This is a genomic window from Sorangium sp. So ce296, from assembly GCF_051529605.1.
GTDB classification, from domain to species: Bacteria; Myxococcota_A; Polyangia; order Polyangiales; family Polyangiaceae; genus Sorangium; species Sorangium cellulosum_D.
The window spans coordinates 127,893-146,140 of the sequence record NZ_CP150325.1; the positions used below are offsets into that span (position 1 = coordinate 127,893).

12 protein-coding genes and 1 pseudogene are annotated in these 18,248 nt (G+C 69.7%); 7 read left to right on the forward strand and 6 right to left on the reverse strand.

Annotated features, from left to right (window positions below; translation table 11 throughout):
• Positions 1-310 precede the first annotated feature (310 nt).
• Both WME98_RS00520 and WME98_RS00525 read right to left on the reverse strand, forming a co-directional pair.
• Positions 311-1,357, reverse strand: a complete 1,047-nt coding sequence (locus tag WME98_RS00520; RefSeq protein ID WP_437949406.1) for a glycosyl hydrolase 53 family protein — start codon at positions 1,355-1,357, stop codon at positions 311-313.
• Positions 1,358-1,848: 491 nt separating this feature from the next.
• Positions 1,849-2,694 carry a class I SAM-dependent methyltransferase gene (locus WME98_RS00525; protein ID WP_437949407.1) on the reverse strand — a complete coding sequence of 282 codons (846 nt, stop codon included), beginning with the start codon at positions 2,692-2,694 and terminating at the stop codon, positions 1,849-1,851.
• A gap of 73 nt (positions 2,695-2,767) precedes the next feature.
• Between WME98_RS00525 and WME98_RS00530 the strand changes: the two genes are divergently transcribed.
• The 4 genes from WME98_RS00530 (at position 2,768) to WME98_RS00545 (ending at position 6,206) form a co-directional block, all read left to right on the forward strand.
• Complete coding sequence (locus WME98_RS00530) at positions 2,768-3,247, forward strand: helix-turn-helix domain-containing protein (RefSeq protein WP_061628044.1); 480 nt, start codon at positions 2,768-2,770, stop codon at positions 3,245-3,247.
• A 531-nt stretch (positions 3,248-3,778) separates the two neighbouring features.
• Positions 3,779-4,387, forward strand: a complete 609-nt coding sequence (locus WME98_RS00535) for a DUF2267 domain-containing protein (RefSeq protein ID WP_437949408.1) — start codon at positions 3,779-3,781, stop codon at positions 4,385-4,387.
• A gap of 497 nt (positions 4,388-4,884) precedes the next feature.
• The gene (locus WME98_RS00540) at positions 4,885-5,604 is read left to right on the forward strand and encodes a PD-(D/E)XK nuclease family protein (protein ID WP_437949409.1); all 720 of its coding nucleotides are present in this window, start codon (positions 4,885-4,887) and stop codon (positions 5,602-5,604) included.
• Positions 5,601-6,206: a hypothetical protein gene (locus WME98_RS00545; RefSeq protein ID WP_437949410.1), complete on the forward strand. Its 606-nt coding sequence runs from the start codon at positions 5,601-5,603 to the stop codon at positions 6,204-6,206. Before WME98_RS00540 ends, WME98_RS00545 begins: the two co-directional genes overlap by 4 nt.
• 253 nt (positions 6,207-6,459) lie before the next feature.
• Here WME98_RS00545 and WME98_RS00550 read toward each other — a convergent pair whose 3' ends face one another.
• From WME98_RS00550 to WME98_RS00565, 4 genes are all read right to left on the reverse strand, one after another.
• Positions 6,460-7,023, reverse strand: a complete 564-nt coding sequence (locus WME98_RS00550; protein WP_061628048.1) for a cysteine hydrolase family protein — start codon at positions 7,021-7,023, stop codon at positions 6,460-6,462.
• Between the two features lie 570 nt (positions 7,024-7,593).
• Positions 7,594-8,121, reverse strand: coding sequence for a hypothetical protein (locus WME98_RS00555; protein ID WP_437949411.1), 528 nt, complete (start codon positions 8,119-8,121; stop codon positions 7,594-7,596).
• 762 nt (positions 8,122-8,883) lie between these two features.
• Complete coding sequence (locus WME98_RS00560) at positions 8,884-9,699, reverse strand: hypothetical protein (RefSeq protein ID WP_437949412.1); 816 nt, start codon at positions 9,697-9,699, stop codon at positions 8,884-8,886.
• Between the two features lie 395 nt (positions 9,700-10,094).
• Complete coding sequence (locus WME98_RS00565; protein ID WP_437949413.1) at positions 10,095-10,664, reverse strand: JAB domain-containing protein; 570 nt, start codon at positions 10,662-10,664, stop codon at positions 10,095-10,097.
• On the opposite strand from WME98_RS00565, the pseudogene WME98_RS00570 reads away from it, so the two are divergent.
• The 3 genes and pseudogenes from WME98_RS00570 to WME98_RS00580 form a co-directional block, all read left to right on the forward strand.
• A pseudogene (locus WME98_RS00570) lies at positions 10,606-11,022 on the forward strand (type I restriction enzyme endonuclease domain-containing protein); the annotation flags it as partial. The gene WME98_RS00565 and the pseudogene WME98_RS00570 overlap by 59 nt on opposite strands.
• Before the next feature lie 99 nt (positions 11,023-11,121).
• Positions 11,122-17,871, forward strand: coding sequence for an RHS repeat-associated core domain-containing protein (locus WME98_RS00575; protein ID WP_437949414.1), 6,750 nt, complete (start codon positions 11,122-11,124; stop codon positions 17,869-17,871).
• Positions 17,853-18,176: a DUF7716 domain-containing protein gene (locus tag WME98_RS00580; RefSeq protein WP_437949415.1), complete on the forward strand. Its 324-nt coding sequence runs from the start codon at positions 17,853-17,855 to the stop codon at positions 18,174-18,176. Before WME98_RS00575 ends, WME98_RS00580 begins: the two co-directional genes overlap by 19 nt.
• Positions 18,177-18,248: the final 72 nt, after the last annotated feature.

The following is an 18,248-nucleotide window of genomic DNA, read 5'->3' on the forward strand; positions in this document are numbered from 1 at the left end:
AGCTCCGATGAGGCGCGCTGAGGATAACGTGAGGCGGCCAGTGTCGCTTCCAGGAGCGGGAGGAGCGACCGTGGAGAGACGGTGGTGGGCGCGTGCGCGGGCCGAGGAAGCGAGCGCCCCTTCCGCCCGCCAGACGTCCGGCCAGGGATCCGGAGAGAGAGTTCAACGCAAAGGCGCAAAGACGCAAAGACGCAAAGACGCAAAAAAAATTTTTAGTTTTGTAGTTTTGCGCCTTTGCGTCTTTGCGACTTTGCGTTTATTTCTCTTCGCTCGCGAGGCAGATCCCTGGCGGGAGCTCTGATCCGCGGTACTACAGGCCGAAGCTCGCCTTGATCGCGTCGAACTCCGCGAAGGCGTCGCTGCTCGCCCTGGTCGCGCCGCCCTGCGACGTGAAGAGGGACGAGCCCCATGTGCCGCTCTGCGTCGGCTCCCAGAAGAACGTCCCGAGCCCCCTGCCGTCCGGCAGGTCGCGCATGATCCGATTGGCCTTCGTGCGTTCGGGGTTGTATTCCGCGATCGCGAACGACAGCTCCGGGAATGTCTCAGCCAGTTCATTGAAGGTGTTCTGCCACACCTCGGGCTCCCCCTGAAATGCCGTGTAGCAGGAGAGCCCGAGGACGTCGAACGCGACGCCTCGCGTCCTGGCGCTGTTGACCCACCACGCGACGCCGTCGACGTCCTCGGTGTTCTCGACATGCAGCATGATCTTGATGGTGTCGTCGACCTCCTTGACCCCGGCGATGCCTGCCTTGAGCAGCGCGGCCAGGTTGTCCCAGTTCTGGTTCGACGCTCGCCCGGTGAGGCCGCTCGGATTGACGACCGACTCGTTGCCCCAGCAGTCCGTGTCGGCGGACGGCACGTGGATCAGCATGCCCGGCGTGATCTCGTTGCCGATCTGCACCATGTCCGGGCGCGCGCCCGCGCCGACGAGCGCGGCGACGACGTCCTTCGTGTAGTCCTTCAAGAGGCCCGCCATCTCGTCGATCGACCGGGCGCCCCGCCAGGCCTCGGGGATGATCTGTTTGCCGGGGTCGGCCCAGGTGTCGCTATAATGGAAGTCGAGCAGGAACCCCATGCCCGCGGCCTTGATCTGCTTGCCGAACTCGATCGTGTGGTCCTTGTCGCAATAGCTCTCTTCCTTCTCGCAAGAGCCGCCGGTCCCGAACGCATAGCCGTAGGTAGCGCCCGGGTCCACGAACGTCCGGAGCCGGATGTAGTTGAACCCGTGGTTCTTCAGCAGCTCGAGCATCCCTTTTTCGTTGCCGTCCGTGTCCACGTACGTCGCGCCGCTATCGACCGCCTCTTGAACGCTGGAGATATCGGCGCCGAGGATGAAGCCGGGCTCGAACGGCGCCATGCCGCCGGCTCCGCCCGTTCCGGCGCCACCCACGCCCACCGACGTGGAAGCGGACGACGACGAGCTCGTCGCGACGGACGCGCCTCCCCCGCTCGAGCTCCCGGCCGTCGCGCTCCCGCCGCCTCCCCCCGAGGCGGATCCCCCCTGACCCGCGCTGCTTGCGTCGTCTCCACCCGCGCTCGGCTCTGTGCAGTGACAGAGAAAAATTGGAATGAAGAGCGCAGCAAGCCTGGTGCAGGAGCGTACGGTGGAGCGCATTGTGGACATCATGCCACCATCCTACCCGGGCTCGACGGCCAGAGTCACGCGGCGATCGTTCCGCCCGCAGGCGGCGCGGGGTCACCCGCCAAAGCGACAAGCGGGCTGAAACCGCCTGAAAAGCGCAGAACATATCGAACCGCCAAGGACGCCAGGAAGACAGCAAAGATCCTATCTTGGCGTCCTTGGCGGTTGATTTCTCGCTTGATGAACGCGATCGGCCTCTCAAGCGGTCAGGCGCGCGCGCTCACGAGCCAGCAGGCCGCGGTGAAGCGCGCCGCGCCATCGCGGACGTACGGCTCGAAGGCGGCGCGAACCACCTCGGCCGTCCGGGCGCGCGTCGGCTCGTCCGCGTCCCGCAGCGCGAGGCCCACCGGTCCGAGCTTGATGACATAGGTGAGCAGGTCTTTCTCCGCGACGCCGGTGGGCACGTCGAGCGGGCGAATGGCGACGTCGGTCCAGCCGCTCACGTCCAGGATGCGCTGCACGCGGTCGCTGTCCGCGAAGGCGAACGGGCCTGGCGCGTCGGGGCCCGGGGTGGGCAGGTTGGGCAGCAGCGGCGCGGCGGCGCGGGCGGCCTCGGTCATGAACGGGTTCTCGGCCGGGCTGCGCCAGGCCACGAACGAGAGCCTGGCGTCGCGCCGCGCGGCGCGCCGGAGGTTGGCGAACGCCGCGGCGGGATCGGCGAAGAACATCACGCCGAAGCGCGAGATCACCGCGTCGAACTCGCCGGGCTCGAAGCGATGCGTCTGCGCGTCGGCCTGGACGAAGGCGGCGGAAGCCAGGCCCTCGGCGGCGGCGCGCGCCCTGGCGGCCGCCACGAGCGGCCCTGAGATATCGACGCCGAGACAGCGGCCCGCCGGCCCGAGGCGCCGCGCCATCGCGAGGGCCGTGGCGCCCGCGCCGCAGCCGACGTCGAGCACACGGCCGCCCTCGCCGGGGAAGGCTTCTTCGAGGAGCGGCGCCCCGAGCGGCGCCAGCATGGCGTCGAGCACTCCCTGCATCTCCACCCAGATGGGCCCCCCGGCGTCGTTCCACAGGGCGGCCTGGTCGCGATTGGGCTGGTCGGCTTCGGACATCGGAGTCTCCTTTCGCTTGCGATGGGCAAGCACGCCCCGTAGTCTGCAAGTTCAAGTCGACTTGAGGTCAAGGGTGAAAGACAAGGATCTGGACATCGCCGAGGTCGCCCGGCGCTCCGGCGTGCCCGCCTCGACCCTGCGGTACTACGAAGAGAAGGGGCTCATCGCCTCGACCGGGCGGCGGGGCTTGCGGCGCCTGTTCGCCCCCGGGGTGCTGGAGCGGCTGGCGCTGATCGCCCTCGGCCAGGTGGCGGGGTTCTCGCTGGACGAGATCGCGCAGATGTTCGCGCCCGACGGCCGGGTGCGCATCCAGCGCGAGCGGCTGACGGCCAAGGCCGACGAGCTGGACCAGACCATCCAGCGGCTGGTCGCCATGCGCGACGGCCTGCGCCACGCGGCGGCGTGCTCCGCGCCGAGCCACATGGAGTGCCCGCGCTTCCGCAGCATCGTCCGGCTCGCCGGCGCCGGCCGGCTCGAGCCGCCGCCGCGGGGAGCCTCGGGGCGGAGGCGGTCCGGGCCGCCCGCGGAGCCGCGCCGGCGCCCCGTCGGTTAGCTCGTCATTCCCGAGGCGCTGCTGCTCGCCGACGCACCGGCGCTCGCGGGCTGGATCATCGATCGATCTCGCGTGTCGACGCGCGGTCCCGTATGTGGCGACAGCCCGGAAATCGTCATCCAGGCCGACCGAGACGAGGGCGGACGCCGGGTGAACGAGGGGATCGATGAACGTGTGAGAGAAGAGGGTCCGCCACCCGTATGCGCCATTGCAGCGGTCCCCTTGCGCCGACGACGATGATTCGAAGATTCCAGATTTATTCTCCCATGGTTGGTCATGCCGTCAAGAGCACCAAGCAGGCCGAGCTGCTCGCGCTGGAGGGGTCGGCGCGAGCGATGGGCCCGGCCGCAGTAGAAGATCAGGCAAATTCGGACTCTCGCTGAGCGCCCGGGGCGGCACTGCGCTTGCCTCCTGTCATGGCGGTGCGCGCGGTCTCGCACGATTCCCGCACCATTCTCGCAGGATTCCCGCAGCACCCCGCACGAGTCCCGCACGAGTCCCGCACGATTTCCGCACGAGAGGAGCATTCGAATGGGCAGCAAGGCGAAGACGACGACCGCGGTCGCCCGGTCGATCGATGATGTCTCCGAGCAGATCTTCCGGCAGGTCGAGCAGAGCGGCGCGCTGCCGCCGCACCTGGGGGCGCCCGAGGCCGTCGGCGCGGCGCTGTGCACGCTGTCGCGCCGGCTGAGCGGTGGAGAGGCGCGGGACCTCGCCTCGGCCCTGCCCTCGACGATCCAGGCGATCGTCCAGCCATGCGCCACGCACCGCGACGAGGATCCGGAGGTCTTCGGTCGTCGAGAGTTCCTCGAGACGCTCGCGGAGCACCTGCACATCGATACCGACCAGGCGAGGGCGGTGTCCCATGCGGTCTTCGCTGCCGTGGAGCGCGAGATCCCCATGAAGGAGGTCACGGACATCGAGAGCCAGCTCCCGGCCGATCTGAAGGAGCTCTGGGGGCGCCACCGCTTCGCGGGCAGCTCCCACGCGGAGCGGCCGGCGGACACGTCGCTGGCGGAGCCTCCCCCGCGGGCGTCCGTGGACACGCCCGCGCCGGACCAGCTCCGCGACGACGTGGGCGCGGACGGCACGGCGGCGACCTCATCCGGCGACGCCCCCGCCGTCCGGCGCGCGAGCTGACGGCGGCACGGGGCGGCGCTCCGGGGAGCTGGACGGTCCAGCGGGAGGAGCCAGCCCCGGAGCGCCACCTTGACGCGCTCCGCCAGCGCCACCGGGGCGGGGCGCGCGAACGACGGGAGAACCTCGGCCAAAACGACGGGAGAACCTCGGCCAAGAGGAGCGGCGGTCGAGGTCCCGCAGGCGCTCGGCGTCCATCCCGGCGTCCTGCTGCGCCGCGCCACGCTGGCCGAGGTGACGCGCGGGAGGCCCCCGCGCAGCGCGCAGCCTGCGAGCGAGGCGACAGCCGTCGAGGTAGTCCGGCAGCCGCCACGTGATGACACCCTCCTCACAATTCCAGCGTCTGTGCAGAATTACGCAAAGGCTCGGTGTTGATTGTTGATTCGGCGCGGGCGTAACCTGCCCTCACCGGAGGCCGAACGGCCGCCGTCCACCATGGCCACCCAACCATGAGGCCGTCCAGCGGCCCATGGAGAGCACAGCGAGGAGGAGCGAGTTAGATGACAATCTCCGCGTCAGCGCCTGAAGCAGACGAGCCCCAGCTCGCCGGCCTCGCCGCGGAATGGCGCGCCATCGTGGCACGGGAGCGGGAGAACCGCGTGGCGCAGGTCGCCGCGTGGGAGGCGAAGCTCGCCGAGCTCCGCGCCGAGCAAGAGGAGCTCGTGAGGGGTGGCCGCTGGGCCGGCGGGCCGGACGATCTCCTGAGCATCCTCGGGCAGAGCCGGCAGGAGCGGTATCACTCCGCGCTGTTGGCATGGCTGCTCGATCCCCAGGGTCGACATGGCCTCGGCGCTGGCTTCCTCGAGGCGTTGCTCCGCCGCTGCGCGGCCGATCCGCCGAGGGCCGCGCTGAACCGCGCCCGGCCCGCGCTCGACGTGAGCAAGGGCGACGCCCGCGCCGATGTCGTCGTCGCTGGGCCTGGGCTCTTCCTCGTGATCGAGAACAAGGTCGATGCCCGTGAGCAGCCCCTGCGATGCGATCGCCTTTACGAGAGCTTCTGTCGAGAGCCAGGCGCGCTGTTCGTCTTCCTGTCGCCGTCCGGACGAGCGCCCGTGACAGCCACGGGCCCCGCGCGGGAGGCGTTCACGCCGATGAGCTACGCCGACATCGCGGCGATGCTCCGCGACGCGATCGCCTCGGCGCCGGGCAAGGGCGCGACGGCGCATGGGCGCGAGGCCGCCTCCAACTATCTCGCCACCTTGGAGAGGGAGTTCCGATGAACCGCATCGACGATCCGCGTGCCGTATTCTACCTCCGGAATCAGCCGCTCATCGAGGAGTGGGCCGCCATCGGCGAGTCCGTCGCCGACCTCGCGCACGCGTTTCTATGCTCGTGCGCGGATGGGATCGCCGAGCTCGCCTCCGAGCTCTCTCCAGATGTCGACGTCTACAAGTTCCTGGAGGACGACGAGGACTGGCCGAAGATCCTGCTGGTCTTGCCAGGATGGTTCCCGTCGAGCCAGGCCGGGCTCGTCCCCGGCGTCGACGTCGCCCCCAGGGTCGGGGTCGGCCTGGAATGGAACAAGTCGAGGCGCCTGAACTTCACCACCTCTCCTGCTTGCGCGTTCACGGGCGTATGGGTGGATATCGACATCGCCGGCGGCAAGGAGCTGTCGAGGAAGCTCCGCGCGGCCTTCGGAGAGGCCGGCATCCTCAAGCAGCACAGGCTCACCTCCAGCGCCTGGTGGCCCGCCTACCGCTACGAGACCGCGACAGGGGATTACTGGAACGATCTCGCCCCCTACCGCGAACAGCTCATCCAGTCGGTGCGGTCCCACTGGATGGAGTTCGCGCCGCGGATCCGGGACGTGCTGGCGGGCTGAGCGCCTGGCGCCGTACGCCTCGGTGGGGCGCCGCGGCATCCGCGCTCCCCTCCTCCTTCGCAGAGCGAACGCAGAGCGACACCGGCGCCCGCAGCGCCGACGCGAGCTCGCCGTGGCTCGACGAGAGCGCGGCGAGCGCGCGGCGAGCGGCCCTGCGCGACGTCGGGTCGCCACCGCGACCTCGTGGCCTGACATGCGGGGAGCCTCGGCCGCCCATCGGTCGGCCAAGTGGATCGGGGTCGGATCGAGCCGTTCAACGGGGCGCCGTGCGCGCGCCGCGCGCTGGCCACTCCGCGCACGTGACGATTTCCGCGCCCCTGCCGCGAAAGACGGTGTTGACGAGGAGCTCGTGCACCGCCGGGTCCGGGTCGGCGCACCCGTCGCGGAGCACGGTCAGCCCGTAGCCCCGGTCCGACGCGTCGTAGAACGTGGCCGCGACCATGGCGCTCGTCGCGACGCCCGTGAGCGCGAGCGAGTCCACGCCGCGGGCGCGGAGCACCAGATCGAGATCCGTTCCTGCGAACGCGCTCGTGCGCCGCTTGAGCACGACGATGTCGTCCGCGGTGACCTCCAGCGCGACCTCCGTACCCGGCGAGCCCTCGTGGAACAGGTCACCGGCCCGGTGGAAGGCCGCGAAGACCTCACCCGCCAGGTCCGCGCCGTTGGCCCGAAACGCGGTACGCACGAACACCACCAGCACCCCGGCTGCGCGGGCTCGCGGCAGCAGCTCGGTGACCGGCGGCACCACGGCCTTCGCGAACGGGTAATTGTTCAGGATCCCGACCTGGAGGTCACCGACGATCAGCGCGCTACGCATGGTGCGAGCTTCTCCATCCAGCGGTTCACCGTCAACAGCATTCCGAGGGACGAGCACCGCGCGCGCCGTCGCGATGCCCATTTCTTGTCTCCCCTCTGTGCTCTCTGTGCCTCCGTGGTTCGAATCTCTTCATTCTCCGGCGTTTCAAGCTGATCAGTGCCAGCTCCGAGCTCTCGACGGACACGCCGGCGGAGGCTCGTCACCGGTAGGACCAAACGCTCCCAGGCGATGTTTCTCCATCAGAGCGTCTGGGGTGTGCGTGCGCTCCCCCGCGCGAGCGCCGTCCGGCGACTCGTGGGCCGGCGAGCTCGCCGCGTCGTCAGCGGGCCGGGTGCCTAGTCGGAGTCGGGCACCCCACGGGCGCGCCGCTCGCGGACCCGACCTTCATCCATGCTGAGTTGCACGATCAGGTAGATCCAGAGCGGGAAGAGCGTCCGCACGACGTCTACGATCCTCCCTAGCGAGGGAGAATGTGCGTCGTGGCAAACAACGGCCGGGGCTCCGAGCGCGACGCCACAGACCACGATGCCGATCGTCCTTAGCGGCTGGGGGACAATCATGACCGCTCCGCTACAACGGGACGGCGCACAGGAGGCCCATGGCGACTCCGCCCCAGAGCCCGGTGTCGTCGCACTGCTGACGCGCCCTCGCGGTCCTGGCCCGCGGACACACCGCGTAGCGCAACGTCAAGAGAGAGCCGCCAGCGTAAAGGCCGCACATCAGGAGGCTGATCGGGCCGATGGCCTGCTGGACGTCTCCGGTCGGCTCGTCGCCATCGGAGACGGGCATGGCGTTCTCCTCCTGCGCCGCGGCGTCATCGAGCACCGAGGCGCAGGGCACGTCCGCGTAGGCTCCCGGGTCGAGCGGGTCGAAGATGCGGATCGCCGCTTCGGGACAGTCGGCGCACGCCGCGGCGAGCTCGTGCCGCCCGGCCGCCACGATCTGCGGGATCGCGGGCTCCTCCGGGTCGAGGCTCAGCTCGAAGTGGCGCGTCGAAAGGCCGGCCTCCTCCTCTCCCGCCGCGCTCGGTTCGTCCGCTGCTCCGCAGGCCGGCGCTCCCATGAGCGCGGCCACGGCCAGGGTGATCCCGATGTGCACGGTCCACCTCCACGCGACGCATTCCGTCGCGCGCGGGACTTTGTTGCCAGCGGCATGCCAGGGCCGCATGAACCAGCGCGCGTGGGCTCAGGGCAGGGTGAAGTCGTCGAGCTCGTCCCGTTGGCCGAGGCCATCGCGACCATCGCCAAGAACGAAGGGCGCGCCCCGAGCAACCCCACCACCCAACATCGAGCACTAACCTCTGTGGTGCGCTCCAGAGCGGTTCCGACCCCGCCGGTGCGCTCTGCTTTGCGCTTCGGAGGGCTTCCGACCCCGTTCGAACGCTCTGCTTTGCGCTTCGGAGGGGTCCGGACCCCCTTCTGGCACAAGATCTCGCGGTTTTGCGGGGATTCTGGCACAGAATTTCGGTTTGAAACGCGTTTTCTGGCACAATCCTGCCCAGAAAGACGCTCCGCGGAGCGATCTCGAGGGGTCCGGACCCCGGTGTGTCGCAATGCATTGCGTTTGTGCCGGTGCCGGACCCCCCCCACGTGGCACATGCCAAGGCGGCTTGGCACAGGTCGCACGGGGCGTCGGGGGCTCGCTCCGCCACGAGCGCGGCTCGCCCCGTCACGAGGCGCTGGGCGCTCGCGGCGGGCAGAGGAGAACGGGACCGGGCGCCGGGATGCTCGCCGCGCGACCCCGGAGGACGCCATCGGCGGATGCCGGGGGCATGCTCTCCGGGCGGGCGGTGACGGGTGGAGGACGAATCGACGGGGAGGTCGGAGCGCCGCCAGCGGGCGCGCGCGGCGCGAGCCCGCCTCAGAGGTCGGCGGGCACCGGCGCGGCGGTCGGCGCGTCGGCCGGAGGCGGCGCTGTCGCCTCGTCCTCGGGCTTGCCGTTCTTCCGCGCGCCCCGGCCGGTCGGCCCGACGCTCCAGCCCGCGAGCGGCGCGAGCAGCTTGTCGGCGAGCTCCTGCGTCTCCGGCTCGTCGGGCTCCACCGCGCCCATCACCTTGATCACGTACGCGCGCAGCGCCTCGGTGAAGGCGTCGAGCGCCTCGCGCACGCTCGGCGGCGCCGCCGCGGCCGCGGCCGCGGGCGCCGTGACGCCGAGCGCCTTGCCGTACGCGGCGTGCGCGGCCTCGAGGGCGGCGAGGAAGCGCTTGCCGCCGAGCGCCTCGATGCGCGCGTCGAGGCCGTTCTTGCGGATCCGCTGCAACCGGAGCTCGCTCTCGGACCATTCGAGGAGGTACGTGAGCTGAAGGAACTTGAGGCCTCCGGTGAAGATCGCCGCCTTGAGCGAGCTCGCCTCCGCGGCCTCGGGCGCGCCCGGCGGCAGCTTGGTGAACGCGGTCAGGAAGTCGTGGAGACCGCTCCAGCACCCGTCGAGGACACGGTCGCACTGGACCGTATCCTCGCTCGCCTCCCCTCCCTCGGAGAGCGACACCTGATCGCGCAGCGCCGACGCGAGCGCGGCGTGGCTCGACGAGAGCGCGACGAGCGCCCGCGCGATGCCCTTCGCGAGCTGCCTCTTCACGGGCTTCGCCACCGTGACGAGCTGCTCGCCCAGCGCCATGGCCCCGACCGCGGTGAACCGGGGGACCTGGACAACTTCAGAAGCGGTGTATTTGCTCATGAGATCACCCTCGTCCGTGCAGGAGCGCGGGATTGCGCTGCTATGCCGGACGGGCCGGCGTCGTTTATTCATGACGCGAAGAGAGGTGTCCAGAGCGAAGTGGATGGGAAGATAGGTTATAGAAGAAGCTCGGGTGTCGAATTCCTGCCGTGCGTCGGGGCGCGCAAGGGACGCGCGGGGAAAGAGATGGGTGAGAAGAATGAGAGATGTTGAGGAGATAGCCGGGTTGGCACCGATCTGGCCAGGAGGGGAGCTGGAGGCGCGCTGTCCGGCCTGGGGAGGACCCGTCGAAAGAGTGCTTTCGTAGGGGGCGACGTTCTCGTGATGGTGATCGCGCCATTCTCGACGTACAGATCCGGCGGCGGTGAATCTGCGGCTGCCGAGATCCGGACGGGTTAGCGGGAGGACGCAGCCCGGAAGACGGAGGCGAAGCGGCCGGCGGGCGTCACGATGACGTGGTCCTGGAGGGGGACGCCGATCAGGTGGGCGGCGTGCTCGATCGCATGGGTCAGCTCCACGTCGTCCTCGGACGGCGCGGGGTCGCCGCTCGGGTGGTTGTGGGCCATCACGAACGCGACGGCGCCCAGCTCGAGGGCGGCGCGCAGGACATCGGCGGCGCGCAGGGATCCGCTCAGGAGGCCGCCGCGGCAGACCATGCGCGCGCCGCGGACGCGATCGTGGGCGTCGAGCGCCGCGATCCAGACCTCCTCGTGGACGAGGGGCGCGAGCGTCGCGTGGAAGAAGCGGGCGACGTCGCGCGGGCGCCGCAGGCGCTTGGGCCGGCGCATGCGCGCGGCGTGCAGCCGCCGGCCGAGCTCGAAGGCGGCCGCGAGGCGGGTCGCCGCCTGGAGGGCCACCTCGGCGCGCTCCGCCAGCGCCGCCGGGGAGAGGCGCGCGAGCGACGGGAGATCGTCGGCCAGGAAGAGGGGGCGGCCGAGGGCGGGGAGGCCGAGCACCAGGGTCATCGAGGAGCTGATCCGGATGGCCAGGGACGTGAAGGTCGCGCAGAAGCGCGGCGAGGACCTGAAGCTCAACGACGCGGAGCTGGCCTTCTACGACGCCCTCGGGGCGAACGACTCGGCCGTGCAGGTGCTCGGCGACGCGGTGCTCGCGCAGATCGCCCGCGAGCTGACCGAGACCATCCGCAACTCGGTGACGATCGACTGGGCCGTGAAGGAGACGGTGCGGGCGAAGCTCCGCACCCTCGTGCGCCGCAGGCTGAAGAAGCACGGGTATCCGCCGGACAAGACGGACGATGCGGTCAAGAAGGTGCTGGATCAGGCCGAGCTGCTCGCGCTGGAGTGGGCGGCGCAGACACCCTGATGAATGCCTTGAGCTCAGCATCGGGAAGGGTATCGACTCCAGAACAACGCTTGACTCGGGCCGCCGCGCCGTGGCGTCCTCGGTGCGAGGGAGGCTGCGATGGCGCTCGCTCTTCGACGCGTTCTCCGGGCGTTGATCCCGCTCTTGATGTTTCTCGCATGCGTGCTCGCGCAGGCGGGATGCCAGTGCATCTCCGGCGACCCGCCCATGGATCCGCGTCAGGGCGTCGTCGCCTGCCGGACCCAGAGCGCACGCAGCCCTGCCACCTCCCTTCCCGCGCCAGAGGTCGAGACCGTCGCCGCCGGCACCATCCCGGGGGCGTTCTCCATCACGAACACCGGAGAGGCCGTGTACAGCATGGATCTGGCCTCCCCGCCCTCGCGCGCGGGCGTGGGTCCTCGGATCGAGCTCGTTTATCGCAGCGACGGCGGCGACGGCGTGCTCGGGGCCGGCTTCTCGATCGCCGGGCTGTCCGCGATCACGCGATGTCCCAAGAGCCTCGCGCAGGACGGGGAGATCCGCGGCGTGCGGTACGACGGCGACGACGCGCTTTGCCTCGACGGCCACCGCCTGGTTCCCGTGGGAGAGGGGCCGGGGATCATCGAGTACCGGACGTTCCCGGAGTCCTTCGTCAAGGTGGTCGGGCGCTACGGTCCGGAAGGCGGCGCGCCCGCCGAGGCGCTCTTCTTCGAGGCAACCCTGCCCACCGGCCGCGTCGTCGAGTACGGACGCACCGAGGGCAGCAAGCCGCTCGCGCGGGGCGGCGTCCCGCGCGCCTGGCTCGCGAACAAGGCCCGCGACGGCCGCGGCAACGCCATGACGTACGCGTATTGCCTCGCCGAGGCGGAGGACGGCCATGCCGCCGAGTACGCGGTGGACGAGATCCGCTACACGGCTTTCGAGGGAACGCCGTCGCTCGAGCCTTCGCGGGCGGTACGCTTCGTGTATGGGACCAAGGATCCGGCCGCCATTCGCACCGGGTACTCGGGCGGCATGGCGCTCCAGCGCTCGCTTCGCCTGGAGGAGATCCAGATGCTCGGTCCGGGCGATGCGCTGGTCCGGAGCTACGGGTTCCGCTATGAGCTCAGCCCGACGACGAGCCGCACGCTCCTGACCCAGGTCGAGGAGTGCGCGAGCGACCGGGTCTGCAAGCCTCCCACGCGCGTTCAGTACAGCCACGCGAAGCCCGGATTCGAGCGGGTGACGACGGAGATCGACGAGCCGGTCTCCGAGAGGGCGAGCCCGATGGTGTTCGACCTCGACGCCGACGGGCTCGACGACCTCGTGATCCCGGACATGGTCGCGGGGCTCAGCACGCCGGGGAATCCGATCACCGCGTGGCGGGTGGCGCGCAACGTCGGGGCGCGCGCCTCGCCGTCCTTTCTCGCACCGGCGGAGCTCGCCTTCCTCGAAGAGTGGCCCACGGTCGCCGATCCGATGGGGTCTTCCGATCCGGCCCTTCTTCAGCCCGAGCTCGGCACGGTGCTGGACTACGACGACGATGGGCGGGCGGACGTGCTGCTCCATGACGTCTACGATGCCAAGACGACGTGGCATGTGCTCCTGTCCCGGCCGGACTGGACCTTCGCCCTCCATGACACGGGCATACGCAGGCCCTTCCCGCTCGGAGTCACGCCCGCGCCGCCGAGCCTGAGCAGCCCCGGCGCGTCGATGCACCTCGCCGATCTGGACGGCGATGGTGTGCCGGATCTGATCCAGTGCGAGGACCACGCCCGCGAGGGGCAGGCACCGCTCCCGCTCGCTGCCGTGTGGGCCGTCCACCCCTGGCGACCAGCGCGCGGCACGACGCCCGCGGGCTTCGACCCCGCGGGCGAATCGATCGAGCTGCTCACCGGCTACCCCTGCGATACGGAGCTCCACACGCTCGACATCGACGCCGATGGCAAGATCGATCTCGTCGTGCCGGCGCTGCGGCGGTTCGGTGACGGGACGGTCCTCGTCGGATCGAGCTACGACGCGATCATGCGCCGGGGCGATGGGCGCTGGGAGGTGATCGACACGGAGCTCCCCGTCGTGTGGCCCGGGGGCCGCGTCGTCTTTCTCGACGCGAACGGAGACGGCCTGCCCGATGCCGTCGAGTCCGGCCCGGGTGACCACCAGCTCACTACCTACTTCAACACGGGGCCGACCTTCGTGGCCTCGCCGTTCCGGACCGTCGATGCGTTCAGCTTCGGCGATCTGTTCGGTCTTCCCGATCAGGACGTGTTCTTCCGGTTCGCCGTGCCGCTCGACGTCAACGGCGACGGGCGGCAGGATGTCCTCATGCCGGTTCCACCAGGCATGCTGCTGGGCGGCTCCGACGCGCTCCCGTCGTGGGCCGTCCTGCTGGCGACCGGCGACCGCGCGGGGCCGCCCTTCAGGCTGGTCGACGCAGGGCTGCCGTTCGAGGCCAGCCTGGGCGACGCGGTCACCCTCGCCGATCCACGCGGGCCGCGCATCGGCGACGTCGACGGGGACGGCGCGCAGGACGTGATCCTGACGCTCGGCGGCGTGTTCAACGTGTTCCGGAACCTCTCGGCCGATCAGGATCTCCTGGTCGCGGTCTCCGACGGGATGAACGCACACGACCCGACCGAGCCGGGCTTCGTGCCCAATGTGAGCATCTCGTACGGGCACCTGACCGACGCGTCGGTGGCAACGGGCGACAGGGCGGAGGATCCGGCGCGGGAGAGCCCGCTGTACCTCGCGCGTTCCGGCGCGGCGGACGACTGCGGCTACCCGCGACGCTGTGTGATCGGGCCGCGGCGGGTGGTCAGCGCGTACGCCCTCAATAACGGCGCCGATCGACCGCGGCGCTTCGAGGTCAGCTACCGCGACGGGCGCTACCATCGGCTGGGCCGCGGATTTCTCGGCTTCGGCGAGCGGCTCGTCACCGACCTGGATACGGGCGCCGCGACGCTCGATGTGTACGATCACGTCACCTTCGACGACGAGCTCCAGGTCTTTCCGTTCGCGGGGAGCGTCCAGCGGACATGGCGCTGGGCTCCGGGGCTGGCGAGCCAGCCCAGACCGGAGCAGATCGAGCTCTCGTTCGTCGACGTGACGCGGACGCTCGTTCCGACGAACGACGGCGCGACGTATTTCACGCTGCCGACCGAGCGCCGGGTGAGGCGAGCGCAAGGGGTCTATCCGCCTCCAAACGCCGCGACGCCGAGCATCGAGGCGTACGTGCGGGAGGTCGAGGCCGGAGGCGGCAGCGCGACGCTGCTGCGCGACTCGGTGTCGACGGTGACGGACTTCGACACGTTCGGCAATGTGCGCGCCGAGGAGAGCTCGACGAGCGGCGTCGACCTGACGGTCAAGGTCACGCGGACGTTCAAGAACGACACCGAGCGCTGGGTCCTCGGCCAGCTCCAGACGCAGAAGGAGTGCAGCGCCGCGGCGGGGTTGTCGCAGTGCCGGAACGTCACGCGGACTACGACGATCTACGGCGAGGTGGAAACCGAATCCACCGAGAGCGACGACGGTCTGCCGGACACGAAGCTTACGATCGCTTACGTGCGCGACGACTTCGGGAACATCACCGGCGTCACGGCGGAGGACGCCTTCGGACACCAGCGGACATTCAGCACGGACTTCGACGAAGAGGGCATGTTCCCCGAGAAGCACGTGAACGCGGCCGGGCACACCACGCTCGTGGAGTTCGACGACGCGCTCGGCGTGCTCCTCAAGAGGGTCGATCCGAATCAGCTCGTGACGACGTGGGCGCACGACGGTTTTGGGCGCCTCGGCGTCGAGACGCGCCCGGACGGCACGACGACGACGGTCACGCTCTCCCGCACCAAGGACGGCGGCCCGGAGCAGGACGCGTGGCGGGTGAGGCAGCGGAGCACCACGAGCGGCGGAGCCGACGACACGGTCGAGCTCGATGCCCTCGGCCGCCCGATCCGGTGGTGGTGGTACGGGCCCGAGCCGGAACCGGCGCAGGGAGCGGGCGATGCGAAGCGCATCCTGCAAGAGGTTGGTTACGACGCGCTGGGCGAGCACATCGCGCGGCGCTCGGTGCCGGTTCGCGAAGATACCCCCGAGAGCGAGAGGCTGTACGATCGCTTCGAGTACGACGCGGTAGGCCGCGAGGTGCGGCATGCGACGCCATGGAACGCGGTCACGACGACCGAGTACGATGGCCTGCGCGTGCGCGCCACCGACCCGCTCGATCACGTGACCGTGACCGAGCTGGATCCACTGGGGCGAACCGAGTCGATCACCGACGCAGCCGACGGGATCACCCGCTACAGTTACGGCCCGTTCGGCATGCTGCACACGGTCACCGATCCAGGCGATGCGGTGACGCGCACGACGCGCGACGCGTTCGGCCGCGTCCGGCAGCTCGACGACCCCGATCGGGGCACGACGGTCTCGATCCATGACGGCTTCGGCGAGCTGGTTTCGTCGACCGATGCGCTCGGGCGAGAAACCACGTGGGCGTACGACGCGCTCGGGCGACCGCGCTCCCGCGTCGACCAGGAGGGCGCCGAGCGCCTGACGACCACGTGGACGTGGGACACCGCGGCGCACGGGATCGGAAAGCTCCACGCGCTCGCGAGCCCCGACGCAGAGAAGACGTACGGGTACACCGACCACGGCCAGCTCGATGTGATCTCGCTCCGCATCGACGGCGAGCGCGCTCCCCTGGAGGCGAGGCTCGGCTACGACGAGCTCGGTCGCGTCGAGGCGGTCACGTATCCGGCGCCGGCCGGCGCGGCGCCGTTCGTCGTGGCCCACGATCGCGACGCGCATGGCCATGTGCTCGCCGTGCGCGACCGCGGAACGGGCTCCGCCTACTGGCGCTTGACGGACGTGGACGACGCGGGGCGCTTCCGGGAGGAGGTGTTCGGCAACGGCGTCGTCACGGAGCGGAGCTACTTCGCCGACAAACAGCGCCTGAGGCGCGTGGTGACGCAGAGCGGCGCGGGTGAGGTGCAGGACCTCGACTATGGGTTCGACGATCTCCTCAATCTCACGCGCCGCACCGACGCGCTCCAGCCCGAGAACACGACGGAGCGCTTTCGCTATGACCCGCTCCAGCGGCTGACCTGCGCGTACTTCGGCGACCTCGAGCGCGCGTCGGCGCCCTGCGCGCTCCGGTACGGCCACGACCCGAACGGCAATCTCACCTTCAAATCGGACATCGGAACGCTCTCGTACGATGACCCGCTGCACCCGCACGCGGTCACCGGCGCGGGCACGGGCAGCTTCGCCTACGACGCCGTTGGCAATCAGGTCGCGCGGCCGGGCGGCACGATGGTGCGCTATACGCCGTTCGACCTGCCGGAGCGCATCACCCAGGGCGCGAGCACCATCACGTTCGGTTACGACGGCGACCAGCAGCGGATCCGCAAGACCACGCCGGAAAAAGAGACGCTCTACTTCGGCGATCTGTACGAGCGGGTCACCGATCGTGCGTCGGGCGCCGTGGAGCACCGGTACCACGTCCGCTCGCCGGAGCGCGTTGTGGCGATCGTGACCCGCGGAGGCTCGGACGCCGGCACCCGTTACGTGCATGTCGATCACCTCGGCTCGGTCGACGCGCTCACCGACGAGGACGGCGACGTGATCGAGCGGCGGAGCTACGACCCGTTCGGCCTGCGCAGAAACCCCGTGTGGGGAGAGACCGCGCCTGCGTCGTTCTCCAGCGAGACGACGCAGGGGTTCACCGGGCATGAGAGCGACGACGAGCTCGGGCTCGTGAACATGAAGGGCCGGCTCTACGATCCCAGGATCGGGCGGTTCTTGACCACGGACCCGATCGTTTCGATCCCGTCCTTCGGGCAGAGCTGGAATCCGTACAGCTACGTGCTGAACAACCCGCTCGCGTACGTCGACCCGGGCGGCTTTCAGGCAGCGCTCCCGGAGGCCGGGGCTCGCTCACCGCTGCCGGCCGGCGCCGATTTCCGTTGGGAAGTGCTCGACCTGCCCCCGATCGGACTCAAGCTGATCGTCCGCCAAGCTCCGGAGGTCGAGGCGCGCTCCGACGCCGACACCAACACCGTGGCTGCCGAGACGGGCGGCGCCATGCGGCCGATCGACGTCAGCACGACCGGAAGCGCGTCCGGGTATGTGCCGCAGCCGGTGATCGCGGTGCCGGAGGACACGGGCGCCGACGCCGTGGTTGGCCAGAGCTTGCTGGGCGCCGCCGAAGGGACGGTCGAGCTGGCGGCAGGCGTCGCGCGGTCGCTGGCGCTGAACGCGCTGACGCTCGGAATCTACAGCGGATACGAGCTCGGGAGCGCGGCGTGGGCGGGGTACGAGGAGGGCGGGCTCCTCGGCGCGCTGAACGCCGTGAACCCGCTCTACCAGATCGGACAGATCGGGGCGGATACGGCCCTCGCGATCGACCGAGGCGACCACCGGGCGGCGGGCGCGGCGGGGGTAAAGACGATCCTCCTCGGCGCGGCAACGGTGTACGGTGCTGGCAGAGGGCTGGGAGCGCTCGCGGAGAGCTCGGCGGCTGCGGTGGGGGCCACCACGGCAACACCGACAGCGTACTCGGTGGCGTTTGAGACCACCATCCCGAAGGCCGGGATCGGCCGATACCCTGCGCACTTCGCGGCAGCGAATGAGAATTTACTTCGAGCGATGGCTGATCCACAGCTCGCGCCAATGCTTCGTCAGACTCTAGGGCAACAGTTCGAGAGCACGATCCTTAGTCCAACAGGCCGCGTTCTTGGAAGATCACCGGCGGGGTGGACATGGCATCATGTTCCCGGTAGACCTGGCGTACTTCAACTGGTTCCAATCGAGCAACACGCGTCCGGTTCGTCCTGGCAGCATCTACTTCACCCGAACGGACAGGGAGGGATGAGCGAATGGGGACACCTCTTCTAAAAGAAGTTCTTCAGGACTGGCAAAAGTATGAGCCCGATGACGACATCTATGCCCCATTCGGAGCAAGCGTAACCTTGGACACCGCCGTCACCATTCTTCCGTTCGATCGGCATCGTCCTCGGAGGTTCGAAGGTCTCGAATATATCTTGAGTTTTGAGCAGGTCAGGGACGCCATCGTCGGGCTTGAGGCCCAGCTTCGACGCGAGACATCGGCTGAAGAGCGGCTCGCAGCAGTTCTGCACTATGCGCGACATGACGCGTTCATCGATCCCCAGCACGTGTTGGTGGGTAGATTGCGCGAATGAATCGGCTCGCCGCGAGCGCCGTGGGCGTACGACGCGCTCGGGCGACCGCGCACGCGCGTCGACCAGGAGGGC

What these genes read in the sequence shown, in the direction of transcription:
- WME98_RS00520 (WP_437949406.1), bottom strand. Translation starts at nt 1,357, where the DNA reads ATGGCGCCGTTCGAGCCCGGCTTCATCCTCGGCGCCGATATCTCCAGC.
- WME98_RS00525 (WP_437949407.1), bottom strand. Translation starts at nt 2,694, where the DNA reads ATGTCCGAAGCCGACCAGCCCAATCGCGACCAGGCCGCCCTGTGGAAC.
- WME98_RS00535 (WP_437949408.1), top strand. Translation starts at nt 3,779, where the DNA reads ATGGGCAGCAAGGCGAAGACGACGACCGCGGTCGCCCGGTCGATCGAT.
- WME98_RS00540 (WP_437949409.1), top strand. Translation starts at nt 4,885, where the DNA reads ATGACAATCTCCGCGTCAGCGCCTGAAGCAGACGAGCCCCAGCTCGCC.
- WME98_RS00545 (WP_437949410.1), top strand. Translation starts at nt 5,601, where the DNA reads ATGAACCGCATCGACGATCCGCGTGCCGTATTCTACCTCCGGAATCAG.
- WME98_RS00550 (WP_061628048.1), bottom strand. Translation starts at nt 7,023, where the DNA reads ATGCGTAGCGCGCTGATCGTCGGTGACCTCCAGGTCGGGATCCTGAAC.
- WME98_RS00560 (WP_437949412.1), bottom strand. Translation starts at nt 9,699, where the DNA reads ATGAGCAAATACACCGCTTCTGAAGTTGTCCAGGTCCCCCGGTTCACC.
- WME98_RS00565 (WP_437949413.1), bottom strand. Translation starts at nt 10,664, where the DNA reads ATGACCCTGGTGCTCGGCCTCCCCGCCCTCGGCCGCCCCCTCTTCCTG.
- WME98_RS00575 (WP_437949414.1), top strand. Translation starts at nt 11,122, where the DNA reads ATGGCGCTCGCTCTTCGACGCGTTCTCCGGGCGTTGATCCCGCTCTTG.
- WME98_RS00580 (WP_437949415.1), top strand. Translation starts at nt 17,853, where the DNA reads ATGGGGACACCTCTTCTAAAAGAAGTTCTTCAGGACTGGCAAAAGTAT.